The organism is Simplicispira metamorpha (assembly GCF_004341365.1).
Lineage (GTDB): Bacteria > Pseudomonadota > Gammaproteobacteria > Burkholderiales > Burkholderiaceae_C > Simplicispira > Simplicispira metamorpha.
The window spans coordinates 89,644-116,508 of sequence record NZ_SLXH01000011.1; the positions used below are offsets into that span (position 1 = coordinate 89,644).

Genomic DNA, 26,865 nt, shown 5'->3' on the forward strand with positions numbered 1-26,865 from the left:
TTTAGTCTGCGTAAGTCTGCGTGGCCAGCGCCAGCACCTGGTGCGCGGGCAGGTCTTTGAGGCGGTGGTCGCTCCAGACCTGGCGCCACAGCCGCGCGCCGCGCAGGCCGTGGCGCAGGCCCAGCATGTGGCGGGCAATGTGCGGCCAGGGGGTGCCGTACTGCGCGGCTTCGCGCGCCATGTAGTCCACCATGGTGGCTTCGATGGCCTCGCGGGTGAGGGTGTTTTGCGGCGCGCCGTAGTACAGCGCGTCCCAGCGGGTGAGCCACCAGGGGTTGTGGTAGGCCTCGCGCCCGACCATCACGCCATCGACCAGCGCCAGCTGTGCCTGCACCGCCTCATCGGTGTTCAAGCCGCCGTTGATGGCAATGGTGAGCTGCGGAAAATCTTGCTTGAGCTGCGCCACCACGCCGTAGCGCAGCGGCGGAATATCGCGGTTTTCTTTGGGCGACAGGCCCTTGAGCCAGGCGTTGCGTGCATGCACGATGAACACGTTGCAGCCCGCCTCGGCCACGGTGCCAATGAAGTCGCGCACAAAGCTGTAGCTCTCGTCCTTGTCAATGCCGATGCGGTGCTTGACCGTGACCGGCACGCTGACCACATCGACCATGGCCTTGACGCAATCGGCCACCAGCGCGGGCTCTTGCATCAGGCAGGCGCCAAAGGCGCCGCGCTGCACACGCTCGCTGGGGCAGCCGCAGTTGAGGTTGATCTCGTTGTAGCCCCACTGCGCGCCCAGGCGGGCGGCTTGGGTCAGCAGGTCGCGGTCACTGCCGCCCAGTTGCAGCGCCACGGGGTGCTCTTCGGCGTTGAAGCGCAAATGGCGCTCGGTGCCGCCGTGGACGATGGCGCCCGCATTGACCATTTCGGTGTACAGCAGCACGTGGCGCGAGAGCAGGCGATGAAAAAACCGGCAGTGCCGATCTGTCCAGTCCAGCATGGGCGCCACGCTCATGCGCCAGGGGTTGTGGCTGTCGGAAAGGGGGGTAAAAACGGCTTCGGGGGCATCAGACATGGGTGGCATTATCCCACTGCTCGTCCGTGCCTGGGGGGCTTGTTTTAAAGACAAAATTGGCTTCAATCCCTTACGTGACGGGCGCTAGCAGCTATCAAAAATGAATCTTTTTTCAGCGCCACACACCGCCTTGCAGGCAGGTAGGGCGCACAGACTGCGCTAGCCACCCAAGCCAGCCGCAAGACCTGTCTAGAATGACCTTTTCACAAAAAGGGGTTTCCCATGGCAAAGCGCTTTCCGGTGGTCTTGGCCACTGCATTGTTGACCGTGCTCTGGTGGCAGCCGGTGGCGGCCCAACCGGCCAAGGCCCGTGCCACCGCCTCTGTAGACCTGAATGCGCGGTTGCAGCAGGCCCAGGCCGACCCCCAGTTGGCGCAAACGTTGCTCGCCACGGGGCGCAAGGTGGCAGCCGTGTGCGCGCATTGCCACGGCGAAGGCGGCAACAGCGTCAAAACCGATATTCCCAATCTGGCCGGGCAAAACCCAGCCTATTTATTGGAACAGTTGCGCCAGTTTGCCGAGGGGCGGCGGCGCAATGAGTTCATGGAAGGGATGATCAAGGCCATGGACAGCGATGAAAAAGTGGGCATGGTGCTGTTTTACGCGGGCCAGTCGGTGGTGCACCGCCCGGCCACGGCGGTTACGCTGGCAGCCAAAGGGCAGGCGGTATATGCCAAATCCTGCCAACAGTGCCACGGCACCGATGGCCAGGGCAATGCCCAGATTGCGCGCATTGCCGGACAACAGCCGGGCTACCTGAACCTGACCTTGCAGCGCTACCGCGATGGCTCCAGCGTGCGCGCCAACTCGGTGATGACGCCCAGCACGCGGCAGATGACGCCCGCCGACATACAGGCCGTGGTGGCCTTTGTCGCCGCCATGCCCTGAACACGGCCCCACCGCGCGCACGGGCCACCTCGTACCAGACCTTTACCAGGCAGACACCAGGCAACGCCGTTCGCTGTTACACAGCCTGCCTATAGTGCAAAAATTCATTGCCAGAGGTGCCTGATGCGCAACATTCAACGATTTTTTGTCGGCTTTCTGGCCGTTCTGACAGCGCTGTGGCTGCTGGCAGAACTGCCCGCCTGGACGCCACCCCCGCACTTTTTTGCCTGGCGCACGCTGCTGATGCAATACAGCGGCGTGCTGGCCATGGGCGTGATGAGCGTGGCCATGGTGCTGGCCGTGCGCCCGGTGGTATTTGAGCCGTATCTGGGCGGCCTGGACAAGATGTACCGCCTGCACAAATGGCTGGGCATCACGGCACTGGTGGTGTCAGTGGCACATTGGCTGCTGGCCGTGGCGCCCAAGTGGATGGTGGGCTGGGGCTGGTTGCAGCGGCCTGCACGCGGCCCCCGGGCCGTGTTGCTGGATGCACCCGTGCAGCAGTTCTTCATGGGCCAGCGTGGCCTGGCCGAGGGCATTGGCGAGTGGGCCTTTTACGCCGCTGCGCTGCTGATGGTGCTGGCACTGGTCAAGCGCTTTCCGTACCGGCATTTTTTCAAAACACACCACCTGCTGGCCGTGGCCTATCTGGCGCTGATGTGGCATTCGGTGGTGCTGCTCAAGTTTGATTACTGGAGCGGTCTGCTCGGCCCGGTGATGGCGCTGTGGATGGCTGCGGGTACGGTGTCTGCGCTGATGGTGCTGTTTCGGCGCGTGGCGGTAGGGCGCCAGGTGGTGGGCGAGGTGGCCCGTATCCGGCACCATGCTGCCTTGGACGTGATCGAGGTGGAAATCCAGTGCAAAGGCCGCTGGGCCGGGCATGACACGGGCCAGTTCGCCTTTGTCACCCTGCACGAGGACGAGGGGCCACACCCCTACACCATCTCATCGGCCTGGACGGGCGACGGGCACATCACCTTCATCATCAAGGCGCTGGGCGACTACACCCGCACCCTGAGCAAGCGCCTGCGCGTGGGCGATGTGGTCAAGATGGAAGGGCCTTACGGGCGCTTCAACTTTCAGGGCACGGCGCAGCGGCAGATTTGGGTGGGCGCGGGCATTGGCATCACGCCGTTCATTGCGCGCATGAAGGCGCTGGCAGCAGCGCCCGATGGCAGGGCCATTGATCTGTTTCACCCCACTGCGGTTTATGACGAGCACGCCATCTCCCTGGTGCAGCGCGACGCCGATGCCGCCCAAGTGCAATTGCATGTGCTCTGGAGCCAGCGCGACGGCCTGCTCACTGCCGAGCGCCTGACCGAGCAGGTGAGCGCGTGGCGCGAGGCCGATATCTGGTTTTGCGGCCCTGCACCGTTTGGCCAGTCTTTGCGAAAAGACCTGGTGGCCATGGGACTGCCGCCCGAGCGCTTTCACCAGGAGCTGTTCCAGATGCGCTAACCAGCGCAGCGGACACATGCCGGGCCAAGCAGACAATGGAATCAGGTTGCGGCTTCCAGCCCCTGCGCAAAGTGCGCCTGCATGGCGGCCACCGTGGCGGTGGCATCGCGCGCCAGCAGGGCATCCAGAATGGTACGGTGCTCTTGCAGAGAGTCCTCAATGCGCCCCTGCTTGAGCAGCGAGTTGTGGCGGTTGAGCTTCATCACCTTGCGCAAATCGGCCACCATCTGGCTGCGCCAGCGGTTGTCTGCCATCTCCAGTACCTGCATGTGAAAGCGCTCATTGACGGCAAAAAAACGCTCTCGCTCGGGGGCCGCCGCTTCCAGCTCGGTATGCAGTGCTTGCAGCGTCTGCAATTGGGCCGGAGTGGCCGTGGTGGCCAGCACGCCAGCAGCGTCGCTTTCCAGCAAACTGAGCAGGTGGTACACGTCACGCAGGTCTTTTTCGCTCATTTCTGTCACATAGGCGCCACGGCGCACCTTCATCGTGACCAGACCTTCGGCAGCCAGCACTTTGAGCGCCTCGCGCAGCGGCGTGCGGCTGATGCCGAACTCTTCGGCAATCTTCAGTTCGTCAATCCAGCTGCCGGGCTCCAGCTCGCGTTGGAAAATACGCTGGCGCAACTGCTCAGCCACTTGTTCATAGAGCGCTCGGGGGGTCAGGATGACAGCAGACATAGGCGCGCAATATACCGAAGAAAACTATAAATTAATAATTATGGATGCGTTACACTCGCCGCCAATCGTGCGGGCCTGCGAAGCATTGCGAGCGAGCCAGCAACTCTCTTAGCGACCGGAGAACATGCCCATGAGCAGCCCTGACGAACCCCAATTCAAGTCCGCCTCCCTCGAAGACTGGCAACGCGCCGCCGCCAAATCCGCCCCCGGCGGCAATGTCGATGCCCTGAACTGGACGACGCCCGATGGCATCGTGGTCAAGCCGCTGTACACGGCAGAAGACACCGCCGATCTGCGCCATACCAACACGCTGCCCGGTTTTGAGCCCTACCTGCGCGGCCCCCAGGCCACCATGTACGCGGTGCGCCCCTGGACGATTCGCCAGTACGCTGGTTTTTCCACCGCAGAAGAATCCAACGCGTTTTACCGCAAGGCCCTGGCCGCAGGCGGGCAGGGCGTGTCGGTGGCGTTTGACCTGGCCACGCACCGCGGCTACGACAGCGACCACCCGCGCGTCACCGGCGACGTGGGCAAGGCCGGCGTGGCCATTGACTCGGTCGAGGACATGAAAATCCTGTTCGACCAGATTCCGCTGGACAAGGTGAGCGTCTCCATGACCATGAACGGCGCCGTGCTGCCCGTGCTGGCCGGTTACGTGGTAGCAGCAGAAGAGCAGGGCGTGAGCCAGGACAAGCTCTCCGGAACCATTCAGAACGACATTCTGAAAGAGTTCATGGTGCGCAACACCTACATCTATCCGCCCAAGCCGTCGATGAAAATCATCGGCGACATCATCGAGTACACGGCCCAAAACATGCCGAAGTTCAACTCGATCTCGATTTCGGGCTACCACATGCAGGAAGCCGGTGCCAATCAGGCGCTGGAGCTGGCCTTCACGCTGGCCGACGGCAAGGAATACGTCAAGACCGCCATCGACAAGGGCATGGACGTGGACGCCTTTGCCGGGCGCCTGTCGTTCTTCTGGGCCATTGGCATGAACTTCTACCTGGAAGTGGCCAAAATGCGCGCCGCACGCCTGCTGTGGTGCCGCATCATGAAGGGCTTTGACGCCAAGAGCCCCAAGAGCCTGATGCTGCGCACGCACTGCCAGACCAGCGGCTGGAGCCTGACCGAGCAAGACCCCTACAACAACATTGTGCGCACCACCATCGAGGCCATGGCAGCGGTGTTTGGCGGCACGCAAAGCCTGCACACCAACGCGCTGGATGAAGCCATTGCGTTGCCCACCGAGTTCAGCTCGCGCATTGCCCGTAACACGCAGCTCATCATCCAGGAAGAGACGCACATCACTAACGTGGTGGACCCCTGGGCCGGCAGCTACATGATGGAAAAGCTGACCCAGGACATGATGGACGCCGCCTGGAAGATCATCGAAGAAGTCGAGGCCATGGGTGGCATGACTGCTGCCGTGGACAGCGGCTGGGCCAAGCTGAAGATTGAAGCGGCCGCTGCCGAGAAGCAAGCGCGCATCGACTCGGGCAAGGAAGTCATCGTCGGCGTGAACAAGTACAAGCTGGCCAAGGAAGACCCGGTCGATATTCTGCAAATTGACAACGTCAAGGTGCGCGACGGCCAGATCGAGCGCCTGAAAAATATCAAGGCCAAACGCGATGCAGCCCGTGTTAGCCAAGCGCTGGATGCTCTCACTTCCGCAGCAGAAAGCGGCCAGGGCAACCTGCTGGAGCTGGCCATCAACGCCATTCGCCTGCGCGCCACGGTGGGCGAGGTGTCGGATGCGCTCGAAAAAATCTACGGGCGCCACCGCGCCGACACGCAAAAGGTGACCGGTGTGTACGCAGCCGCCTACGACTCCGCCGAAGGCTGGGACAAGCTGAAAGAAGAGATCAACGCCTTTGCCGAGCAAGAAGGTCGCCGCCCGCGCGTGATGATCGCCAAACTGGGCCAGGACGGCCACGACCGCGGCGCCAAAGTGGTGGCCACGGCCTTTGCCGATTTGGGCTTTGACGTGGACATGGGCCCGCTGTTCCAGACACCCGAAGAATGCGCCCGCCAGGCCATCGAAAACGACGTGCACGCCGTGGGCGTGAGCACGCTGGCTGCGGGCCACAAAACGCTGGTGCCCGCCATCATCCAGTCGCTCAAAGACCAGGGCGCGGACGACATCATCGTGTTTGTCGGCGGCGTGATCCCGGCGCAAGACTATGAGCACCTGTACGAAGCGGGCGTCAAGGGCATTTACGGCCCCGGTACGCCGATTCCGGCCAGCGCCAAGGATGTGCTGGAACAAATCCGCAAGGCCCTGGCGGCGTGAGCGCGGCGGTGCCGACCCCTGCGGTGACAGCGCTGCAACAGGCGCTGCTGCATGGCAATCCAGTGCAGCAGCGCCGCGCCATGGCCAAGGCCATCACGCTGCTCGAATCGACCCGCGCCGACCACCGCGCGCAGGGTGATGAGCTGCTCACGCAGCTGTTGCCGCACACGGGCAAAGCGCTGCGGCTGGGCATCAGCGGTGTGCCGGGCGTGGGCAAATCCACCTTCATCGAAACACTGGGGCTGTACCTGATTGGCCAGGGCCTGCGCGTGGCGGTGCTGGCCATTGACCCCTCCAGCAGCGTCTCGGGCGGCTCCATCCTGGGCGACAAGACGCGCATGGAGCATCTGTCGGTGCGCGAAGAGGCCTACATCCGCCCCAGCCCCAGCAGCGGCACCCTGGGCGGCGTGGCCGAAAAAACCCGCGAGGCCATGCTGGTCTGCGAGGCCGCTGGCTACGACGTGGTCATCGTCGAGACCGTGGGCGTGGGCCAGAGTGAGACCACCGTGTGGGGCATGACCGACATGTTCGTGCTCTTGCAACTGCCTAACGCAGGCGATGAGCTGCAAGCCATCAAAAAGGGCGTGATGGAGATTGCCGACCTAGTGGTCATCAACAAGGCCGACATCGACCCGAATGCCGCCACGCGCGCACAGGCACAAATCACCTCCAGCCTGCGCCTGCTGGGCCTGCACGGCAGCGCTGGCCACGAGCGCCACGACGCCAGCTTCTGGCAACCCAAGGTGTTGCAGATCAGTGCCCTGGCGGGCACGGGCGTGGCGGAGTTCTGGGCCGCCGTGACCGAGTTCAATACCCTGCAAACCGCCAATGGCCGCCGCGCTGCCCGGCGCCAGCAGCAAAACCTGGCCTGGATGTGGCAACGCATCGAGGCCGGCCTGAAACACGCTTTCCACCAGAACGCGCTGGTGCAAGCGCGCCTGCCTGCCTTGCTGGCCGATGTGTCGGCGGGGCGCATTGCGGCCTCTACCGCAGCACGAAATCTGCTCTCAGCCCACGCGGGGCAAGCGCTTACAGCTACACAATCCATAGCAAACACATAGCACATTCAACAAGGACGAACCATGCAAAGCATCCTGGAACAACTGGAGAAAAAGCGCGCGCAGGCCCGGTTGGGCGGTGGGCAAAAGCGCATCGACGCGCAGCACAGCAAAGGCAAGCTCACCGCGCGCGAGCGCATCGAGCTGCTGCTGGACGACGGCACTTTTGAAGAATGGGACATGTTCGTCGAGCACCGCTGCGCCGACTTCGGCATGCAGGACAACAAGATTCCGGGCGACGGCGTGGTCACGGGCTACGGCATGATCAACGGCCGCCTGGTGTTCGTGTTCAGCCAGGACTTCACGGTGTTTGGCGGCGCCCTGTCGGAAGCGCACGCCGAGAAAATCTGCAAGGTCATGGACCAGGCGATGAAAGTGGGCGCTCCGGTGATCGGCCTGAACGACTCGGGCGGCGCGCGCATCCAGGAAGGCGTGGCCAGCCTGGGCGGCTACGCTGATGTGTTCCAGCGCAACGTCATGGCCAGCGGTGTGGTGCCCCAGATCAGCATGATCATGGGCCCCTCGGCGGGCGGTGCGGTGTATTCGCCTGCCATGACCGACTTCATTTTCATGGTCAAAGACAGCAGCTACATGTTTGTCACCGGCCCTGAAGTGGTCAAGACCGTGACGCACGAAGACGTGACCGCTGAAGAGCTGGGCGGCGCCATCACCCACACCACCAAGAGCGGCGTGGCCGACATGGCCTTTGACAACGATGTCGAAGCGCTGCTCATGCTGCGCCGCCTGTACAACTACCTGCCGCTGTCCAACCGCGAAAAAGCCCCCGTGCGCCCCAGCCACGACCCGGCAGACCGCGCCGACCTGTCGCTGGACACGCTGGTGCCCGACAACGCCAACCAGCCCTACGACATGAAGGAGCTGATCGTCAAAACCGTGGACGATGGCGACTTCTTTGAGCTGCAACCCGACTACGCCAAGAACATCATCATCGGCTTTGGCCGCATGGAAGGCCAGACCGTGGGCATCGTGGCCAACCAGCCGCTGGTGCTGGCCGGCTGCCTGGACATCAAGAGCAGCATCAAAGCCGCGCGCTTTGTGCGCTTTTGCGATGCGTTCAACATCCCGGTCATTACGTTTGTCGATGTGCCCGGCTTCATGCCTGGCACCAGCCAAGAGTACGGCGGCATCATCAAGCACGGCGCCAAGCTGCTCTACGCGTATGCCGAGTGCACCGTGCCCAAGATCACCATCATCACGCGCAAGGCCTACGGCGGCGCGTACGACGTGATGAGCTCCAAGCACCTGCGCGGCGACGTCAACCTGGCCTGGCCTGATGCGGAAATCGCCGTGATGGGTGCCAAGGGCGCCGTCGAGATCATCTTCCGCGAAGACAAGAACGACCCCGTCAAGCTCGCCGCCCGCGAAGCCGAATACAAAGAACGCTTTGCCAACCCCTTCGTGGCGGGCGCGCGCGGCTTCATCGACGACGTGATCCTGCCGCACGAGACGCGCAAGCGCATCTGCCGTAGCCTGGTCATGCTGCGCGACAAGAAGCTGGAAAACCCGTGGCGCAAGCACGGGAATATTCCGCTGTAAAGGCAACACCAGTGCGACACGTCAGGGGGTGGATGGGGCTGCGTGGGCGCTTTGCTCCGTGTCCCCCGCGCTGCGCGCTCCTCCTTGACCTGCGCAAAACGCCCACACAGCCCCGTCTTGGTGCCGCATTTTCAAGGATGGAAAACACCTCCTTTGTAGCCATGGATGGGGTGCGTTTATCGCAGCGAAGTCAAGGAGGAGCCCGCAGGGCGGGGGACATGAGCGGAGATAAATGCACCCCACCCATGGCGGGCCCCAACGCCATCCAGTAAAGATTCCGGAGATTCACATGTTCACCAAAATTCTGATTGCCAACCGTGGCGAAATTGCCTGCCGCGTGATTGCCACGGCGAAAAAAATGGGCATTGCCACCGTCGCCGTTTACTCTGACGCCGACAAAGAAGCGCGCCACGTGCTGCTGGCCGACGAGGCCGTGCGCATTGGTACCGCGCCCAGCCGCGACAGCTACCTTCTGGCCGACAAAATCATTGCCGCTGCCAAACAGACCGGCGCCCAGGCCATCCACCCCGGCTACGGTTTTCTGAGCGAAAACGAAGCCTTTGCCAAGCGCTGCGAAGACGAAGGCATTGCCTTCATCGGCCCCAAGGCGCACTCGATTGCCGCCATGGGCGACAAGATCGCGTCCAAGAAGCTGGCCAACGAGGCCAAGGTCAACACCATCCCCGGCTACAACGATGCCATCAGCGGCCCCGAGCAGGCCGTGGAAATCGCCAAAGGCATTGGCTACCCGGTGATGATCAAGGCATCGGCGGGCGGCGGCGGCAAGGGCCTGCGCGTGGCCTTCAACGACAAGGAGGCGTTTGACGGCTTTGCCAGCTGCCAGAACGAAGCACGCAACAGCTTTGGCGACGACCGCATCTTTATCGAAAAATTTGTGCAGGAGCCGCGCCACATCGAAATCCAGGTGCTGGGCGACAGCCACGGCAACGTGATTTACCTGAACGAGCGCGAATGCTCCATCCAGCGGCGCCACCAGAAGGTGATTGAAGAGGCGCCGTCGCCCTTTATCTCGGAGGCCACACGCAAGGCCATGGGCGAGCAGGCCGTACAACTGGCCAAGGCCGTGAAGTACCAAAGCGCGGGCACCGTCGAATTCGTGGTCGGCAAAGACCAGGATTTCTACTTCCTGGAGATGAACACCCGCCTGCAAGTGGAGCACCCGGTGACGGAATGCATCACCGGCCTCGATCTGGTGGAACTGATGATCCGCGTGGCCGCTGGCGAGGCGCTGCCGCTCACGCAAGCCGATGTCAAGCGCGACGGCTGGGCCATCGAGTGCCGCATCAACGCCGAAGACCCGTTCCGCAACTTTTTGCCGTCCACGGGCCGTCTGGTGCGCTTTCAGCCGCCGGAAGAAACCATGTTCCAGTCCGACACCAGCAAAAAGCTGGGCGTGCGCGTGGACACCGGCGTGTACGAGGGCGGCGAGATCCCGATGTACTACGACTCGATGATCGCCAAGCTCATCGTGCACGGCACTGACCGCAACGACGCCATTGCCAAGATGCGCGCTGCGCTGAACGGTTTTGTCATTCGCGGCATCAGCAGCAACATCCCGTTCCAGGCGGCTTTGTTGGCGCACCCGAAGTTTGTCTCGGGCGACTTCAACACTGGCTTCATCGCAGAAAACTACAGCCAGGGCTTCCACGCTGCCGATGTGCCGCACGAAGATCCGCTGTTCCTGGTGGCGCTGGCCGCCTACATGAACCGCCGCTACCGCGCACGCGCCTCGGGCATCAGCGGCCAGATGGCCGGGCACGAAGTGAAGGTGGGCGAGCAGTTCGTGGTGGCCGTGCTGGGCCACGAAGGCCAGAAAGACTACCACGACGTCTCGGTCACAGACTTTGAAGACAAATCGCGCTCCAGCGCAGTCACGGTGGGCGCTAGCAGCTACCAAATCAGTAGCACCGCCACGCTGGGACAGATCCGCGTGCAGGGCCAGTGCAACGGCATGGGCTTTACCGCCCAGGTCGAGCGCGGCACGCCCAAGAACCCGCTGGCCCTGCGCATCGCGCACAACGGCACGCAGATCGAAGCCATGGTGCTGTCGCCCCTGGGCGCACGCCTGCACCAGCTGATGCCCTACAAGGCACCGCCCGATTTGTCGCGCTTCCTGCTCTCGCCCATGCCCGGCTTGCTGGTGGATGTGGCGGTAGCGCCCGGCCAGGCCGTGCAGGCCGGCGAAAAGCTGGCCGTGATCGAAGCCATGAAGATGGAAAACGTGCTGTTTGCCGCGCAAGATGGCGTGGTCAGCAAGATCGTGGCGGCCAAGGGCGAATCGCTCAGCGTGGATCAGGTCATCATCGAGTTCCAATAAACCCAGCGCCCACGCTGAACAGGAAAGGGGCTTCGTGCCCCTTTCTTTTGCCTGAATTTTGAATGTTTTTGGCCTTCAGCCCTTGCGCAGCGGGCGCTGAAAGCTATTAAAAGCATAGTAAAAACTGCACCTTTTCCGGAGAACACCATGACCCAGAGCACCACGCCCACCACCGCCCGCCCGTTCAAGGTACTGGGCATCCAGCAAATCGCCATTGGCGGCACCGACAAGCAGCGCATGAAAACCCTGTGGGTGGACATGTTCGGCCTGGAGCAAACCGGCACCTTCCAGAGCGAGCGCGAGAACGTCGATGAAGACATCCTGGCCATGGGGCAGGGCGCCTACAAGGTGGAAGTGGACATCATGCAGCCCATGGACATCGAGAAAAAGCCCGCCGTCCACACCACGCCGCTGAACCACATCGGCCTGTGGATTGACGATTTGCCCAAAGCGGTGGAATGGCTCACGGCGCAGGGCGTGCGCTTTGCGCCCGGTGGCATCCGCAAGGGCGCCGCCGGTTACGACATCACCTTTTTGCACCCCAAGAGCAACGAGCAGTTTCCGATTGCAGGCGAGGGCGTGCTGATCGAGCTGGTGCAGGCCCCGCCCGAAGTGATTGCCGCGCTGGGCTGATGCCTGCGCCGCCGCTGTCTTTGCCCGCCGCTTTGTCACCGCGCACCCTGCTGGTGTATGCCGCTGCGCTCTGGAGCGGCTTTTTCGTCATGGGGGTCGAGCTGCTGGGCGGGCGTTTGCTGGCCCCGTTTTTCGGCAACAGCATTTTTGTCTGGGGCGGCGTGATTGCCGTGTTCATGGCCTGCCTCTCGGTGGGCTATTTGCTGGGCGGGCGGCTGTCCTTGCACCAGCCCACGCTGAGTCGGCTGGGCCTGCTGCTGCTGGGCGAGGCGCTGCTGGCCTTGCCGGTGATTGCACTGGGCGATGTGGTGCTGGAGGCGCTGGCCGACGCCGTGCCAGATCCGCGCTATGGCTCGCTGCTGGGGTCGCTGCTGCTGTTTGGCGCGCCCACGGTGCTGTCGGGAATGATCTCGCCGTATGCCGTGCGCCTGCTGGTGTCGGCGCTGGACAGCTCGGGGCTGTCGGCGGGGCGGCTGTATTTTGTCTCTACGCTGGGCTCGGCGGCGGGCACCATCCTGACCTCGTTCTACCTGGTGCTGTACCTGGAGATTCACACCATCTTGCTGTGCTTCATGGGCGTATCGGCGCTGGTGGGCAGCAGCCTGGTGCTGGCCGACCGGCTTTGGCGCCGGGCGTCGCCGTGATGGCCAGCGGACAGACGCCGCCAGGCCGTGGCTACTGGGCGTGCTGGACCGGAACGGCGTGGCCGCTCCTGCTTGCCGCCGTGCTGCTCAGACTACGCAGCGGAATACGCTGGCCCGTCGCTGCCAGGGCGCTTTGGCACGGTATGGGAAAAGTTGCGCTGGCGTTGGCCATGACAGCCGGTGCCAGCAGCGCTGCCGCCGGGCAGGGCGAGCAGTTTGTGCTGACCGACACGGTGTACCAGCAAAAATCGCTGTACCGCAACATCCTGGTGCGCGAAGGCGAGGGCTACCGCTGCATGCAGTTTGGCCGTTTTCAGGCGCGCCAGACCTGCATCCAGATCGGCCAGCCGCACCGGCTGGTGCTCAACTACACGCGGGGGCTGTTCACGGCGCTGTACCTGGCGCCGCAGCCGCCGCGCCGGGTGCTTATTCTGGGCTTGGGCGGGGGCGTGATGCCGATGGCGCTGCGCGCCGTCGATGCCAATATGCACATCGACACCGTGGAGCTCGACCCCGCCGTGCTGGCCGTGGCGCGCTCGCATTTTGGCTACCGCGAAGACGCGCGCCTGCGCAGCCATGTCGATGACGCGCGGGTGTTTGTGCGCAAGCAGCGCCGCGCCGCCGCCGTGTACGACCTGGTGCTGATCGACGCCTTTGACCGCGACTACATCCCCGAGCACCTGCTGACACGCGAGTTTCTGCACGAAGTCCAATCCCTGCTGGCCCCGCAGGGCGTGCTAGCGGCCAACACCTTTGCCGCCGGTACGCTGGCCCAGCATGAGGCCGCCACCTACCAGGCGGTGTTTGGCCAGCTCTACAACGTGGACATGCAGGGCGGCAACCGCATCATGCTGGCGCGCCGAGATGGCCTGCCGCCGCTACCAGAGGTGCAAAAAAATGCGGCGCTGTGGGACGAGCGGCTGGCCCTGCTGGGCTTGTCATCGCGCGATTTGCTGCCGCGTTTTGCACAGCAGCCCAGCGCAACCGGCGTGCGGGTGCTGACCGACCAGTACTCCCCATCCAACCTGTTGCTGCGCTAGAGCAGGGCGCTTGCGGCAGAAAAGCCCGCACCGGGCCACGCGCGGCGCCCCGGAGATAGCGCCATATCGCTGCACGATGGCATGGGTTGGCGCATGGCCCGCTGGGGTGTTTTGATCGGCTGGCAAAAGCACTGCATCTGCTGGCAAAAGACCAAAATAGCTTTCATAAAAGTGGCGCAATTTGTCACCTTTCGGCGATAAAAGTCCTTTATTTATCACGCAAAATCCGGTTTTTATGCCAACGCCACTGCCCACCATGTGGCGTGATTTGTGACCTGCGGGCCAGCGCCTTTGGGGCGCCACCGTGACCCGCCACCTTGAAAGAAAGACCCCCTCCATGCCCGCACCCGTTACCACGCCCGATGCCGCCACGTCCCACACCGTGCAATGGCACCGCACCCCGGCGGCACCCGCTGCACAGCCCGGCCCCTGGTCGGTGCAGGCCATCCAGGTGTTGCTGGACAAGCCTTTGCTCGACTTGCTGTTTGAGGCGCAAACCGTTCACCGCCAGCACTGGCCCGCAGGCGATATCGAGCTGGCCACGCTGCTGTCGGTCAAAACCGGCGGCTGCCCAGAAAACTGCGGCTATTGCCCCCAGTCGGCCGAGTTCGATACCGGCGTGCAGGCCGACAAACTGATGGCGGTGGACGAGGTGGTGCGCGCCGCGCAGGCCGCCAAAGACGCTGGCGCCACGCGCTTTTGCATGGGCGCCGCCTGGCGCGCGCCCAAAGACCGCGATATTGAAAAGATGTCGGAGCTGGTGTCTGCCGTCAAAGGACTGGGCCTGCAAACCTGCGCCACGCTGGGCATGTTGCAAGCGCACCAGGCGCAGGCGCTCAAGGAATCAGGGCTGGATTACTACAACCACAACCTCGACACCGCGCCCGAGTACTACCAGGACGTGGTCAGCACCCGCGCCTACCAGGATCGGCTGGACACTTTGCAGCATGTGCGCGCGGCAGGCATCAGCGTGTGCTGCGGCGGCATTGTGGGCATGGGCGAGGCGCCCGTACACCGCGCCGGGCTGATTGCGCAGCTGGCCAACCTCAACCCCTACCCGGAGTCGGTGCCCATCAACAGCCTGGTGCGCGTGCCCGGAACGCCGCTGGCCGACAGTGCGCCCATTGACCCGTTTGATTTTGTGCGCGTGATTGCCGTGGCCCGCATCACCATGCCCACGGCGCGGGTGCGCTTGTCAGCCGGGCGCCAGCAAATGGGCGACGCCGTGCAGGCGCTGTGCTTCATGGCCGGGGCCAACTCGATTTTTTACGGTGACAAGCTGCTCGTCACCGGCAACCCCGACGTGCAAGCGGATGTGCAATTGCTGCACAAACTGGGGTTGCAGGGGCACCAGGTCAGCGCTATGGATTAAATAGCTGAAAGCGCTTACCAAGCAAGGGTTTGAGGCCGATTTGGCTTCAAATTTCAGGGTTTTGGCTCGGACGGATTCAGTGGGCAGGTGTTCACGCCCAGCAGCGTATAGGCCGGGCAAAACCGGAAAAGCCCGGTCGCTAAAGGAATGGCGCCCAGCCACCCCCACCAGCCCACCGTGCCGGTGGCGGCCAGGGCCATCAACACCAAACCCACCACGATGCGCAGCACCCGGTCTATGGTTCCTACATTGGCTTTCATCATTGTTCTCCTTGAAAAAAAGGGCAGGCGCGGTTACTCAAAGGAAGGCAGTTCGGGCCGTGCCACGGGCTTGCCCGCAACGGCCCAGGCGTCAAATCCGCCCGCAATGGAGCGCACGTTCAGGTAGCCCATGTCTTGCATGGCGCAGGCCGCCAAGGCCGCGCGGCCACTGGTTTTGCAATACAGCACCACTTTCAGGTCACGCGCTTGCAGCGCCGGGTCGGCGCTGAGCTTGAACTCCAGCAGGCCGCGTGGCACCAGCACAGCGCCGGGCAGGTGGCCTGCTGCAAATTCGTCAGCCTCGCGCACGTCCAGCAGCACATCGGCATCAAGGATGGCTTGCTCAGCCTGTTCCACAGAGACTTCCTGGATGCGCGCCTTGGCAGTGGCGACCAGATCGTGGGCATTTTTCATGGATGATTTCCTGGGTAGATGAAGGTTCTGCACCGGCAGAGCAGGCCGCATCAGCAGCCGGGCTGTACGCCCAATTTGCGCAAGATGGTTTCCATCAGGCACCAGCGGGTGAGGGCGCTTTGCAGCAAATTGGCCCCGACAAACGCCGTGAACGCCAGCCACCACGGGCTGACAAACACCGGGCTGCCGGGCACCCCCAGCGCCAGTGACACAAGAATGAATATGCCAGCCATCAGCCGGACAATTTGCCAAGAGGTCATGGTGCGGTTTCTCCCCGATTGCAATGTATGGACAGGTCTATTTGCCTATTGTTTAACTAATCAGCTAATTAGTCAATTGGCGTATCATAGATGGAATCCATCCGCGTCCATCCAGCCCGGGCTGGCGGCCTATACGAGAATGCATGCCCCATGAAAAACTTACCTCCCGAGGCGCTGCAGCAGGTTGCAGCGTATTTCCAGGCGCTGGCCGAACCTACGCGGCTGCGCATTCTGAATTTTTTGCGCCAGGGCGAGCACAACGTGGGCGAACTGGCCCAGCTGTGCGGCTACACAGCGGCCAATATCTCGCGCCACTTGTCGCTGTTGAGCCAGCACGGCCTGGTGGCTCGCGAGAGCCGGGGCACCAGCGTGTACTACCGGATTTCCGATCCTTCCGTGTACGCGCTGTGTGACTTGGTGTGCGACAACATCGCCCGGCAATTTGAACGTGCCGCGCAAAGCCAGCAGGCCCTGTTCAGCCGCGCCGCTGTCGTGAGCGACGCGGCCTGAAGTTACTCGTCCAGCAGGCGCGCACCCTGGTTCAGGATGACCGACTCGGCCCGGAAATAGCCCATCACCGTCGGAATGCTCTGGTGGCCGGTCAGCGCCATGGTGTCGGCCAGCGGCACGTTTTGCCGTCCGGCCTCGGTCACGAACCCCGAGCGCAAAGAGTGCGCTGAAAAATCCCCCTCGATGCCCGCCAGCGCGCAGCGCGCCTGCACGATGGTGCGCACCCCCGCACCGGACATGGCACCGCCCAGGTGCCCACCTTTCAGAATCCGCCGAAAAATCAGCCCCTCAGTGATGCCGCTGGCGTCCAGCCACACCTGCAAAGCCGCACCCGCCTGACCGAGCACGGGTTTTTGGTTTTCCGGCTGGTCACGGCCTGATTGGTTGGTTTTGGAGTGGGCCAGGGTGTACACAAACTCGGCAGGCCCGATGCGCCGCAGCGATTGCAGGCTGGCGCTGGCCACTTCAGAACGCCGCCGCCCGCCACTGGCCCAGGCAAACAGCAGCAAGGCGCGGTCGCGTTTGCCGCGCAAAGAGTCATCGCAGGTTTCCAGCAGGGCTTGCAGCGGGTCTTTGGTCAGGGCCGCCTTTTTGCGCGGCAAATCACCGCGTTTGGCGTAGGCCTTGCGTGTGCGCGAGAGCAGCTCGCGCACCTGGGCGTCGTGGCAGGGGTTGGGCACGGCCCGCATCTGGTGCGCTTTGGACATCACAGAAATCCGATGTACCAGCGTGGTGTGCGCCATCGGCCCGATCTTGCCTTTGTAGCCGCCAGCCACCAGCGCCTCATCTATCTCACGGGGCAGTTCGGATTGCAGACCCTTGGCCGTCATGCGCTGGGCGTGGTCCACCACAAATTGCAGCACGCACGCCACGGGCAATGGCAACTGGATTTGGCCACCGTAGCGCAGGCCGTACCACGCTGCCCAGTAGCGCAGCGCCGCCCGGTAGCTGGCCAGGGTGTTTTGCGATTCGCCTTCGCGCAGCAAATCCTGCATGGCGCTGCGGGTGACATCGTTCAGGGTGGACGGCTGCAAAGCCGTGGCTGGTGCAAGCAAAGACAGGTTCATGGGTATATGGCACTAGCTAAAATATTAAAAAATACATGTTACGTATGATGTATTACAAATATCAATAATAAAACACGATAACATTTTATTATCGTATTCTAATTTCAATCTATGCCAAACCATCCCATCCCATCCAAACCCGCCCGTGGAATCCAGTACGAGGACGTTGCCCAGGCGGCCGATGCGCTGCTGCAAGACGGCCTGCGCCCCACCATTGAGCGCATTCGCCAGCGCATAGGCCGTGGCTCGCCCAACACCGTGGGGCCGATGCTGGAGCAATGGTTTTCTGGGTTGGGCCAGCGGCTGGGCGGCGCAACACATCCGCCAGGCCAGACCGATACGCCCGCCGCCGTGCTGCAAGCGGCCAACGCGCTGTGGGCCACCGCCCTCCAGGAGTCGCTGGCGCAGGCACAAGACGCCTGCGCCGCCCAGCGTGCGGCACTGGCCGATGAGGCCGCGCAGCTGCAAGAAGCCAGTACCCGGCTGCAAGCCCAAGAGCTGGCCTGGACTGAGCGCTTGCGGGCCCTCGAAGGCGCCTTGCAAAAGGCCACAGAACAATGGCACGAGAGCCAGCAGCGCGGGCAATTGCTCCAGCACACGCTGGCGCAGCGCGAAGCCGATATTGCCCAGCAGCGCACAGCCCTGGCCGACAGCGCACAGCAATGCGCCGGGCTACAACAACGTCTGGATCACATGCAAGTGCAGGCACAACAAGAGCGCACCGCGCTGGAAGAACGCTGGCGCAGCAGTGAGCGCCATTGGCTGGAGGAGCTGGATCGCGCGCGCCAGGAGATCAAAAAAACCGTGTTGATTGCGCAAGATGCCACCCGTAAGCAGCAAGCGCTGCAAGCCGAATTGGACGCCACGCGCGCCACACACCACGCATTGGCGCTGGAGCACGCCAACCAGACCAGCGCCCTGCGCCAGGAACTGGCCAGCACGCAAATCCAAGCAGCACAGGCGCACACCTTACTGGCACAAATGCAAAACGCTGCGCTACAGCCCGCCAGCACAGCTACAGCCACGGCCAGACCCCACGCCATCAGCGCCGCACGCAGCATCCCGCTTGCCACGCGTATTCCACGCCGCAAACTGGGGAAAAATCGCTGACGGCACAATGGCAGCCATGAGATTCCTCCACACCATGCTGCGCGTTGGCAACCTTCAACGCTCGATTGATTTCTATACCCAAGTGCTGGGCATGCAACTGCTGCGCCAGTCCGAAAACCCCGAATACCAATACTCGCTGGCATTTTTGGGCTTTGAAGGCGGCAATCCCGCCCAGGCTGAAATTGAGCTGACCTACAACTGGGGCACCGAAACCTATGACCATGGCAACGCCTACGGCCACATCGCCCTGGGCGTGCCCGACGCCTACGCCGCCTGCGAAAAAATCAAGGCCGCCGGTGGCAACGTGACGCGCGAGGCGGGCCCCGTCAAAGGTGGCAGCACGGTGATTGCTTTTGTCACCGACCCTGATGGCTACAAAATTGAGCTGATCCAGCGCGCTGAAGGCGCCGGTGGCGCAGGCCTGCGCTGAACAAAAGAAAAGCGCCCTCGCCTGCATTCCAGGCGTTGGGCGCTTGCATAGATTCAAAAAAGTGAGCTGCTTGCGCTTATCCTGCAACGCTTTCAGCTAGTTTTGGTGCTGAAAGCGTGATGTACCAAGCGGTACACGCTCCTTTTCTGTGAGCATCAGATTTACTCCAGCACCACTTCCACGCGGCGAGCTTGCTCAGCAGGGCCGCCGAGTTGCGTCTCTTCGGGCTTTTTCAGCTCAATGCTGGCCTCGGCCACACCCAGCGCCAACAGCGCGTCGCGCACTGCCAGCGCGCGCTGTTTGGACAATTCGGCGTTCAGTTCAGCGCTGCCCGTAGCGTCATGAAAACCCGACACCAGCGCCTTTTTTCCAGCAGCCACGCCTTGCACTACGTCTGCCAACGCGTTGCTGGCGCCGGACGCCACATCGGCTTTACCAGACGCGAAATAGAACGTCACCACGCCGCCCTCCACGCGCACACTGGCCACATCCTCGGTGACGACTGCGACCTCGGCAACTGCTGCCTGCGCTGGCGCTGCTGCTGCGGGCTTCGGCGCGTGGGGAATTCCCCGTTTGTAGACCACTGTACCCACCACGATAGACACGACCAGCGCAATCAGTGCAAACAAAAAACCCAAGGCAAAACGTTGCTGGCTGTCGTCATCGGAACTGCTGAAAGACATATTGGAAACTCCGTAAATAATGGAATGGCGGATTGAGAAATCCCTGCAAATTCTAAAGTTTTGTATCAACGGCTTTGTCGTTTGCTCGGGTGCATGCCGTTCGCTGACCAGGAACCGATTGACTGCGCGGCCAGAAACAGCACATAGTGCGCATCGGGTCTTTTCATTACGACAGGGGTTTGAATCATGCGTACTTCTTCTGCTTTCTGGGGCCTTGTTGCCATAGCGTCACTGGCCGGTTGCGCTGCTTACTCAGCCGGGCCGACGGCCTTAGCCCAACTCCAGCCAACGCGCGCAAGTACCGTCACAGGCACAGTGCGTTTTGAACAATCTTCGAATGGTGTGGTGCATGTTTCTGGCGAGGTGCGCGGCCTCAAGCCGGGTGCCGAGCACGGGTTTCATATCCATGAAAAAGGCGATTGTTCCAGCAGCGATGGCCTGAGCGCAGGCGGGCATTTCAATCCATCCGGCAAGCCGCATGGCCACCATGGCATGGGCGAACACCACACTGGGGATTTACCCAGCCTGCGTGCCGATACCCACGGCGTTGCCACGTTCAGCTTTGAATCGCGCAACATTGCTGTTGGCAGCGGCATCAATGACGTGGTGGGACGCGGCCTGATTGTTCACCGCGATCCAGACGACTACACCACACAGCCCACAGGCAATGCAGGCCCTCGGCTGGCCTGTGCAGTGATCTCGCGCCAATAAAACAACATCTCACCTACCCTGCCGTGCCCTTGCCGTCGGCCTTGGTGATGATGGCAGGGGGCACAATGTGCGCTATGACCCGTCTCTCCTCCTCCATCGCCGACCTGCGTAAAAGCTACGAACGCGCAGAACTCCACGAAGACGCATCGCACGCTGACCCACTACAGCAGTTCGACCAATGGCTCAAAGAAGCCATCAGTGCCCAAGTACCTGAGCCCAACGCCATGACCGTGGCCACCGTGGGCAGTGACCTGCGCCCGAGCACGCGCGTGGTACTGATCAAGGGATACGATGCGCACGGCATCGTCTGGTACACCAACTACGCCAGCCGCAAAGGCCAGCAGCTGGCAGGCAACCCTTACGCTGCCCTGCAATTTCATTGGGTGGAACTGGAGCGTGTGGTGCGCATTGAAGGCACCGTAGAAAGAGTCAGCGATGCAGAAAGCGACGCGTATTTTCATAGCCGTCCGCTTGATTCACGCATTGGTGCCTGGGCCAGTCCGCAAAGCCAGGTGATTTCTGGGCGTGGTGTGTTGGTAGCCAATGCGGCCAAATATGGTGCACAGTTTTTGTTGCAACCACCCCGCCCTGCACACTGGGGTGGTTTTCGCCTGCGGCCCGAACGCTGGGAATTTTGGCAAGGTCGCAAAAGCCGTCTGCACGACAGGCTGCAATACCGCCAGGATGGCGTGATCTGGGTGCGCGAGCGCTTGGCACCTTGATTCAAATAAAAGGGTTGGGCTCAATTGCCATTTCTGATTACTTCTCCATTTTTTGTTTTTGTATAAATAATGTAAGTTACATTAAAGTCATGGACATACCTCCATCACCTTCTTCTGCTCCTACTGGTGCATTGGTATTTCAGCGCTGGCTCGGTGCCGAAAGCAACAAAGCTTTTCACGCCTTGCGCGATGAACCCCAAAGCGTTTACGAAACCATCTGGAACGCTTGGCTGGAAAGCTTGCAGCCAAGCACAGATAAAGCACAGCCCTGCCCACCTGCACGCATACGCCAATGGAACGAGGCACGCGCCGAAGACGTAGCCCGTTTTCTGCGCATACGTGCAGGCCAACGGGCAAACCATGAGCCAGAGCGACAACTTAGCGAAGTCACACGCAGACGCTATTGGCGCGTACTCGACCGGGTTTATGCCTACGCCGTACAGCAAGGCTGGCTGGAAACCAGCCCTGTCGCCCACCTGCCCCGTGCCGAGCGCCCACGCGCAGTAGAACAACTGGGACATTGCCTGCCGCCTGCACTGTGGGCACGTCTGCCAGCACAATTCCCCGACAGCGACTGCCTGCAAGGCGCCCGTGACCGTGCCATTTTGTTGCTGCTGTACGACCTGGCTTTGGCTCCGGAGGAAGTACGCGTCCTCACCGACGACTGTCTGCTTGATGACCTACGCCAGCCCTGGACGCCATCTTGCGGCGCATCACCCGCAGCCCTGCACATTGTCGGCGCACGCAAAGCCCAGCAACGCACCCTGCCCCTGACTCCGCGCTTGGGCACCGCCCTTGCAGCCTGGCTACAGTACCGCCAAGCCCACAATCCCGAACTGACAGGCCGCCTCTTTCATTCACGCAAAGGTGGCGGGCCGCTGTCCATTCGTGCATTGTTCCATGTAGCATCCAAAGTGATACATCAGGCCCATGCTGATACCCCCAGCAGTACGCAGCAATGGCCTCTGCACCGGGTGGGGCCACAGGTCATGCGCAATACCGCCATCGTTACCTGGCTGCGCGCAGGCCTCAGTGAAATGGAGATCGTGCGCCGCATCGGCGTCGAAAACACCCGCGCACTGGGCCATTTACGCCACCAACTCGAAACACCGACACCGGGCCTGTAACGTCTGCACAGACACATAAGGCAGGCACAATCAGCGCCCCAACTTCTGCCAGCCCATGAAAAGCGCACTTTTTATCGATTTCGACAACGTTTACAGCGCATTGCGCCGCCTCGACCTGCACTACGCCGAGCGCTTTGCCCGCCAGCCGCTGGACTGGCTGCGCTGGTTGACTGACCGCCTTCCGCTTCCTGAGCATGCCCCAACAGGCAGCAACACCCGACGCCTGCTAGTGCGCCGCTGCTACTTCAACCCACACGTCTATCAACGTTTTCGCCCCCACTTCAACCGCGCAGGCTTTGAGACCATAGACTGCCCGCCCATGACCACTGAGGGCAAGACCAGCACCGACATCCACATGGTTCTGGACATGGTGGACTTGTTGCAGCACGAAACCCGTTTCGACGAATTCATCGTCTTCTCTGCTGATGCTGACTTTACGCCGGTGTTGCGCAAACTGCGCCGCAGTGACCGGCGCACTACCGTGTTGGCGGTAGGTTTTCCGTCGGCGGCATACCAAGCATCGGCCGATTTACTGATCGATACCGACACTTTTGTACGCGACGCCCTGGGCGAGAACGATGACAACGACCACCTGCGCTTACCGCTGCGCCCTAGCACCTATTTCAGCAGCACAGCAATACCCCTCGCCCAACCCCAACAGGAAACCCGTGCAGACCAGCAAGATGTGCGTGAGCTCGCCACACAAATCATCCGTACCGAAGTAGCTAACTCCGATCTGGCCATCCCGCTGGCCCGTCTGGCCAGCAAACTGCCCACTCAGGTTCCAGGGCTGGACGGCGCCAGTTGGGCAGGACAAGGCAGCTTTCGCCGTTTTGTGGAAATACTCAACCTGGAGCCACTGCTGCTGGACTGGTCGCACTCCGGCGGCTACCTCTATGACCCGCGTCGGCACGCCTGCCCTCAGCCCCCCGCCAGCAAAAATCACCTGCTCGACTCCACCGACCCGCAACTACTCCAGCAGGTGTGCGATGCCACCGACGCCCCACATCTGACGCGGGCAGAGTTTCAGGGCCTCTGGAATGCCATGGCCACCGACCTGGCAGAGCACCCCTTCCACCTGCGCGAGACCGGCAAGCGTGTGCGTGACCTATGTCGCATTGCCCAATGCGATATCAGCCGTGAAGACGTCAATTGGGTGCTGCGCGGCCTGCTGATGTGCGGTCACCAATTTGGTCAAGGTCAAGACACACCGCAGCAGCTGGCCACCCAGATGGCCAACAACCTGGAAAAACTCTGTGCCCGCGAAGAGCTGTGGCTTGACGATGGCCAACGCAGCGCCGTTCGCCAGTGGGTGGGCGCTGACGTCGCCAGCATTTTTTAGGCTTCTGGTATAGAATGCGACAACTTTCCAGGGGCCGACTTTGGTTTCGACGGGGGTACTGATTCAAGTGGAGCGTGCCGAGCCTTCCAGTAAGCTCGTTAATCTTTCTGGAAAAAAAGTAACTGCAAACGACGAACGTTTCGCACTCGCTGCTTAATTGCCAGTGAGCCTCACAACAGCAAGCCGATAGGCTGGGCAAGGGCGGCGTAAGCTGTCCAGGCTGTGGGGTAATTTAATTCGGCTGGGTTTGTTTTGGGTAACTTAGAACAGACCGAGAAAATAGGTTACTGGTTGGGTATGCAGCGTGTCGCTGCGCGGCATACCAGACGAGATCCAAATCAGACGACTACGCATGTAGAACTGCTTGTTGATGGCTTTCGGACGGGGGTTCAATTCCCCCCGGCTCCACCAATTTCTCATATCAGGCCATATCAGGCCGTCCCAAAAGCCCCCCTCCCCCATAGGAGCGGGGCTTTTTCTTTGCCTTATACCGTGTCACGGGGCATCATGGCATCCCAACACTTTGTTGGTAGTTCTGTTGGCAGGTGGCGCATACCCACAAACCGCATACCAACAACCAACAACCAACACAAGGATGCAGCCATGGCCCTTACAGACACCTTCACCAAGAACGCCAAACACAGCGGCAAGCCCAGCGGCGATAAGCACAGCGACGGCGGGGGGTTGTACCTTCACGTCACCGCAGCGGGCAAATACTGGCGCATGGCTTACCGCATGCACGGCAAGCAAAAGACACTGGCCATTGGCGTTTACCCGGCAGTGTCGTTGGCAGACGCCCGCGAAGCCCGCAAGCGCGCCAAAGAGCAACTGGCCCAAGACATAGACCCAAGTACCGCCAAGCGCGAGGAAAAGCACGCCGCCAAGGTGGCCGCCACCAACACCTACGAAACATTGGCCCGCGAGTTCCACCAGCTCAAGGCGCCAGGCTGGAGCGAGGTTCACGCCAACAAGTGGCTGCGCACCAGTGAGCTGTATTTATTCCCAGTGCTGGGCGACAAGCCACTGGAGAGCATCAAGCCCAAAGATGTTTTGGCCGCGCTGCGCAAAGCAGAAGCCAAGGGCATTTTGAGCACCGCCCACGATATGCAGCAGATGGCCGGGCAGGTGTTTCGCTACGCGGTGCAGACGGGCCGTATCGAGCAAAACCCTGTGCCCGATCTCAAGGGCGCACTGACACCGCATGTCGCCAAAAACTTTGCCGCTGTGGTGGAGCCCGCCCAAGTGGGGGCCATGCTGCGGGCCATCGAGGATTACTCGGGTTCACCCGTCACCAAGGCCGCGTTGCAGCTTTCCGCCCTGCTCTTTCAGCGGCCCGGCAATATCCGCGCGATGGAATGGGCGTGGATTGACCTGGACAACGCCATGATGACCATCCCGCCCGTGAGCATGAAGCGCACGATCAGCGAAAAGATGAACGGCAAGCCGCACTATGTCCCGCTGGCGCGGCAGGCCGTGGCCATCTTGCAAGGGCTCCAACCCCTGACCGGCAGCGGGCGCTACGTTTTGCCGAACGTGCGTTCTGCACTGCGCCCAATGTCTGAAGTGACCGTCAACGCCGCGTTGAAGCGCATGGACTACGGCACCCACCAGCACGTCCCGCACGGATTCCGGGCGATGGCCAGAACCATGATTGCCGAGCGCATGGTGGGCATCCCCGAGGCGATGGTAGAGGCGCAACTGGCCCACGGCAAAAAAGGCGCATTGGGCAGCGCCTACGACCGCGCCGAATACATGGAACAGCGCCGGGCCATGATGCAGACGTGGGCCAACTACCTGGACACGCTGCGCACGGGCGCCCAGGTCATCCCGCTGGTGAAGGTGGCGTAGCTCCAACAGCCGCCTCATGGCGGCGGCGGGCGCTGCCGCCAGTACCTGTGAAAGATGGCGTCACCATCCTACTTTTGACCAGCACAGCAAGCCGTCACAATCCCACAAGCCAGCCGCCGAGCTGGCTTTTTTACGCCCAAAAACTCCCGCACCAGATCACTGCACGCCATGAAAAAGCGTTTTCTTGCCGTTTTTAGTGTGGGTAAAAACTCAGAAAAAATCGGCTCTAAGTTATTGATACTGCTTCACTTTATGTCATTCAGTGCCGCTAAATCTCAGAAGTCGCCCAGTATAGGGTTTAGGGAAACGTTTGACAGATCGCATTCTTCGTGCTGCGCGCAATTTCAAGCAATCGCACAGCAAGCAGCCAAAGGCCACGGCTGCTTACTGAGCACACGGAGAAGATATGACGGCAACAACTTTGGCCCCCAAGGCCCGCAAGAAGCAGACCCAAGACGGCACGCCCCAGGTGGCGGCACAGCGCGCGACGGTGGCAATTCCCAGCTTTGACGAGCTGCCTGATTCGGCGCTGGTTCGCCAATCGCAATTGGTACGTGACCCCAAGCACCCGACCCGCCCAGCGCCCCTGCCTTTCAGCCCGGCGACTCTCTGGAGAAAAGTGAAGGCGGGCGAGTTTCCCGCGCCGCTCAAGCTGGGTGCCGCCATTACCGCTTGGAAGGTGGCCGATGTGCGCGCATGGATCAACGCCCAGGCCGCAGCGTAAGGGGGCACTGACCATGCTCTTTTGCACAGACGTAAAAAAGCCCACCGGGGATTCCACTCACCCGGCAGGCTGCACAGACACCGCGAAGTTTACCGCCATGGCCCGCCTGCTGGCGCTGCGCGACACGATCAACACCGCTGCGCTGCGCGCCTGGTGTGCCTCGCCATCGGGCTGGGGCCGTGCTACAGTTCGCTCAGGTGCTAAAAAGCACCACGGGTTTGGCGACCCATCTATCAGTAGGCGCAGCAGCCGCGCCCATTTTGGACAGCGGCTTTTTTACGCCCATGCGCTGCGCATGGCACACATGGCTTACCTTTTTGGCAGGCCGTGTGGGGACACCCGCAAGGGTGTGCCGGTTCCTACTGCCGGTTCGCCAACCCCGCACGGTCTGCCACCCCCGTTTGGCGACGGGGAGGGCAGGTTTCAAACCTGTTCAGTAGGAGCCACCATGGCTAACACCCCCCAGGGCCGCACTGCGCCCGCGTCTGCGCACGCCCCCACCCTCGATACCGTCGCCCTGCACTTTGAGGCCGTCAACGCCTGTGCCATGGCGCGCTGGTACGCCGCCCGCCACCAACACGCAGCCGCCGCCCGCAAGAGCGTCCAAGCCCTGACCGCACTGCGCCGCCTGGCCGCGTTTGAGCGCGCGGAGGCAGCAGCATGAGCAGCACCACCTTCAAGAGC

Annotated in this window: 27 protein-coding genes and 1 other RNA gene; 21 read left to right on the forward strand and 7 right to left on the reverse strand. The window is 61.9% G+C overall.

Annotated features, from left to right (window positions below):
• Nucleotide 1: 1 nt before the first annotated feature.
• Nucleotides 2-1,015, reverse strand: coding sequence for a tRNA dihydrouridine(20/20a) synthase DusA (dusA, locus tag EV674_RS07825; RefSeq protein WP_119012604.1), 1,014 nt, complete (start codon nt 1,013-1,015; stop codon nt 2-4).
• Nucleotides 1,016-1,237: 222 nt separating this feature from the next.
• On the opposite strand from dusA, the gene EV674_RS07830 reads away from it, so the two are divergent.
• The gene (locus EV674_RS07830) at nt 1,238-1,903 is read left to right on the forward strand and encodes a c-type cytochrome (protein WP_119012605.1); all 666 of its coding nucleotides are present in this window, start codon (nt 1,238-1,240) and stop codon (nt 1,901-1,903) included.
• A 123-nt stretch (nt 1,904-2,026) separates the two neighbouring features.
• On the forward strand, nt 2,027-3,361 hold the full coding sequence (locus EV674_RS07835; RefSeq protein ID WP_119012606.1) for a ferredoxin reductase family protein: 1,335 nt from the start codon (nt 2,027-2,029) through the stop codon (nt 3,359-3,361).
• Between the two features lie 41 nt (nt 3,362-3,402).
• Here EV674_RS07835 and EV674_RS07840 read toward each other — a convergent pair whose 3' ends face one another.
• Nucleotides 3,403-4,038 carry a GntR family transcriptional regulator gene (locus EV674_RS07840; protein ID WP_119012607.1) on the reverse strand — a complete coding sequence of 212 codons (636 nt, stop codon included), beginning with the start codon at nt 4,036-4,038 and terminating at the stop codon, nt 3,403-3,405.
• Nucleotides 4,039-4,168: 130 nt separating this feature from the next.
• Between EV674_RS07840 and scpA the strand changes: the two genes are divergently transcribed.
• The 8 genes from scpA (at nt 4,169) to bioB (ending at nt 14,973) form a co-directional block, all read left to right on the forward strand.
• Nucleotides 4,169-6,331, forward strand: a complete 2,163-nt coding sequence (gene scpA, locus EV674_RS07845) for a methylmalonyl-CoA mutase (RefSeq protein WP_119012638.1) — start codon at nt 4,169-4,171, stop codon at nt 6,329-6,331.
• An 80-nt stretch (nt 6,332-6,411) separates the two neighbouring features.
• The gene (meaB, locus tag EV674_RS07850; RefSeq protein ID WP_241524895.1) at nt 6,412-7,392 is read left to right on the forward strand and encodes a methylmalonyl Co-A mutase-associated GTPase MeaB; all 981 of its coding nucleotides are present in this window, start codon (nt 6,412-6,414) and stop codon (nt 7,390-7,392) included.
• 21 nt (nt 7,393-7,413) lie between these two features.
• Nucleotides 7,414-8,946: an acyl-CoA carboxylase subunit beta gene (locus tag EV674_RS07855; RefSeq protein ID WP_119012608.1), complete on the forward strand. Its 1,533-nt coding sequence runs from the start codon at nt 7,414-7,416 to the stop codon at nt 8,944-8,946.
• A 289-nt stretch (nt 8,947-9,235) separates the two neighbouring features.
• Nucleotides 9,236-11,284, forward strand: coding sequence for an acetyl-CoA carboxylase biotin carboxylase subunit (locus EV674_RS07860; protein ID WP_119012609.1), 2,049 nt, complete (start codon nt 9,236-9,238; stop codon nt 11,282-11,284).
• Nucleotides 11,285-11,431: 147 nt separating this feature from the next.
• Nucleotides 11,432-11,917 (forward strand): VOC family protein, encoded by a 486-nt coding sequence (locus EV674_RS07865; RefSeq protein WP_119012610.1) that lies wholly within the window; start codon nt 11,432-11,434, stop codon nt 11,915-11,917.
• Entirely contained in the window at nt 11,917-12,561 is a 645-nt protein-coding gene (locus EV674_RS07870) for a fused MFS/spermidine synthase (RefSeq protein ID WP_119012611.1), read from the forward strand. Before EV674_RS07865 ends, EV674_RS07870 begins: the two co-directional genes overlap by 1 nt.
• Nucleotides 12,562-12,731: 170 nt before the next feature.
• Nucleotides 12,732-13,601 (forward strand): spermidine synthase, encoded by an 870-nt coding sequence (locus tag EV674_RS07875; protein ID WP_206613234.1) that lies wholly within the window; start codon nt 12,732-12,734, stop codon nt 13,599-13,601.
• 337 nt (nt 13,602-13,938) lie between these two features.
• A complete protein-coding gene (bioB, locus tag EV674_RS07880) occupies nt 13,939-14,973 on the forward strand; it encodes a biotin synthase BioB (RefSeq protein WP_119012613.1) in 1,035 nt (344 codons plus the stop codon).
• Nucleotides 14,974-15,026: 53 nt separating this feature from the next.
• On the opposite strand, the gene EV674_RS07885 is transcribed toward bioB, so the two are convergent.
• Genes EV674_RS07885 through EV674_RS07895 form a run of 3 tightly spaced genes read right to left on the reverse strand, consistent with a single transcriptional unit; the run spans nt 15,027 to nt 15,907 of the window.
• Nucleotides 15,027-15,233 (reverse strand): YgaP family membrane protein, encoded by a 207-nt coding sequence (locus EV674_RS07885; RefSeq protein ID WP_119012640.1) that lies wholly within the window; start codon nt 15,231-15,233, stop codon nt 15,027-15,029.
• Nucleotides 15,234-15,266: 33 nt separating this feature from the next.
• Nucleotides 15,267-15,647, reverse strand: a complete 381-nt coding sequence (locus tag EV674_RS07890; RefSeq protein ID WP_119012614.1) for a rhodanese-like domain-containing protein — start codon at nt 15,645-15,647, stop codon at nt 15,267-15,269.
• A 50-nt stretch (nt 15,648-15,697) separates the two neighbouring features.
• A complete protein-coding gene (locus EV674_RS07895; protein ID WP_119012615.1) occupies nt 15,698-15,907 on the reverse strand; it encodes a YgaP family membrane protein in 210 nt (69 codons plus the stop codon).
• A 150-nt stretch (nt 15,908-16,057) separates the two neighbouring features.
• Here EV674_RS07895 and EV674_RS07900 point away from each other — a divergent pair, with 150 nt between their 5' ends.
• On the forward strand, nt 16,058-16,417 hold the full coding sequence (locus EV674_RS07900) for an ArsR/SmtB family transcription factor (RefSeq protein WP_119012616.1): 360 nt from the start codon (nt 16,058-16,060) through the stop codon (nt 16,415-16,417).
• Nucleotides 16,418-16,419: 2 nt separating this feature from the next.
• Here EV674_RS07900 and EV674_RS07905 read toward each other — a convergent pair whose 3' ends face one another.
• Nucleotides 16,420-17,484, reverse strand: coding sequence for a tyrosine-type recombinase/integrase (locus tag EV674_RS07905; RefSeq protein ID WP_119012617.1), 1,065 nt, complete (start codon nt 17,482-17,484; stop codon nt 16,420-16,422).
• 111 nt (nt 17,485-17,595) lie between these two features.
• Between EV674_RS07905 and EV674_RS07910 the strand changes: the two genes are divergently transcribed.
• Nucleotides 17,596-18,594, forward strand: a complete 999-nt coding sequence (locus EV674_RS07910) for a DNA-binding protein (RefSeq protein ID WP_119012618.1) — start codon at nt 17,596-17,598, stop codon at nt 18,592-18,594.
• A 16-nt stretch (nt 18,595-18,610) separates the two neighbouring features.
• The gene (gloA, locus tag EV674_RS07915; protein ID WP_241524891.1) at nt 18,611-19,024 is read left to right on the forward strand and encodes a lactoylglutathione lyase; all 414 of its coding nucleotides are present in this window, start codon (nt 18,611-18,613) and stop codon (nt 19,022-19,024) included.
• A 161-nt stretch (nt 19,025-19,185) separates the two neighbouring features.
• Here the strand turns inward: gloA and EV674_RS07920 are convergent, their stop codons facing one another.
• Nucleotides 19,186-19,707 carry an OmpA family protein gene (locus EV674_RS07920; RefSeq protein ID WP_119012620.1) on the reverse strand — a complete coding sequence of 174 codons (522 nt, stop codon included), beginning with the start codon at nt 19,705-19,707 and terminating at the stop codon, nt 19,186-19,188.
• Between the two features lie 186 nt (nt 19,708-19,893).
• On the opposite strand from EV674_RS07920, the gene EV674_RS07925 reads away from it, so the two are divergent.
• The 8 genes from EV674_RS07925 (at nt 19,894) to EV674_RS07960 (ending at nt 26,845) form a co-directional block, all read left to right on the forward strand.
• Entirely contained in the window at nt 19,894-20,418 is a 525-nt protein-coding gene (locus tag EV674_RS07925) for a superoxide dismutase family protein (protein WP_119012621.1), read from the forward strand.
• A 65-nt stretch (nt 20,419-20,483) separates the two neighbouring features.
• On the forward strand, nt 20,484-21,140 hold the full coding sequence (gene pdxH, locus EV674_RS07930; RefSeq protein ID WP_119012622.1) for a pyridoxamine 5'-phosphate oxidase: 657 nt from the start codon (nt 20,484-20,486) through the stop codon (nt 21,138-21,140).
• Complete coding sequence (locus EV674_RS07935; RefSeq protein ID WP_241524892.1) at nt 21,137-22,267, forward strand: site-specific integrase; 1,131 nt, start codon at nt 21,137-21,139, stop codon at nt 22,265-22,267. Before pdxH ends, EV674_RS07935 begins: the two co-directional genes overlap by 4 nt.
• A gap of 55 nt (nt 22,268-22,322) precedes the next feature.
• Nucleotides 22,323-23,609: an NYN domain-containing protein gene (locus EV674_RS07940; protein WP_119012624.1), complete on the forward strand. Its 1,287-nt coding sequence runs from the start codon at nt 22,323-22,325 to the stop codon at nt 23,607-23,609.
• Between the two features lie 30 nt (nt 23,610-23,639).
• Nucleotides 23,640-24,020: a transfer-messenger RNA gene (ssrA, locus tag EV674_RS07945) on the forward strand.
• Between the two features lie 192 nt (nt 24,021-24,212).
• Nucleotides 24,213-25,457, forward strand: a complete 1,245-nt coding sequence (locus EV674_RS07950; protein WP_119012625.1) for a tyrosine-type recombinase/integrase — start codon at nt 24,213-24,215, stop codon at nt 25,455-25,457.
• Between the two features lie 406 nt (nt 25,458-25,863).
• Nucleotides 25,864-26,181 carry a helix-turn-helix transcriptional regulator gene (locus EV674_RS07955; RefSeq protein ID WP_119012626.1) on the forward strand — a complete coding sequence of 106 codons (318 nt, stop codon included), beginning with the start codon at nt 25,864-25,866 and terminating at the stop codon, nt 26,179-26,181.
• Nucleotides 26,182-26,629: 448 nt separating this feature from the next.
• Entirely contained in the window at nt 26,630-26,845 is a 216-nt protein-coding gene (locus EV674_RS07960; protein ID WP_132750393.1) for a hypothetical protein, read from the forward strand.
• The last annotated feature ends 20 nt before the right edge of the window (nt 26,846-26,865 follow it).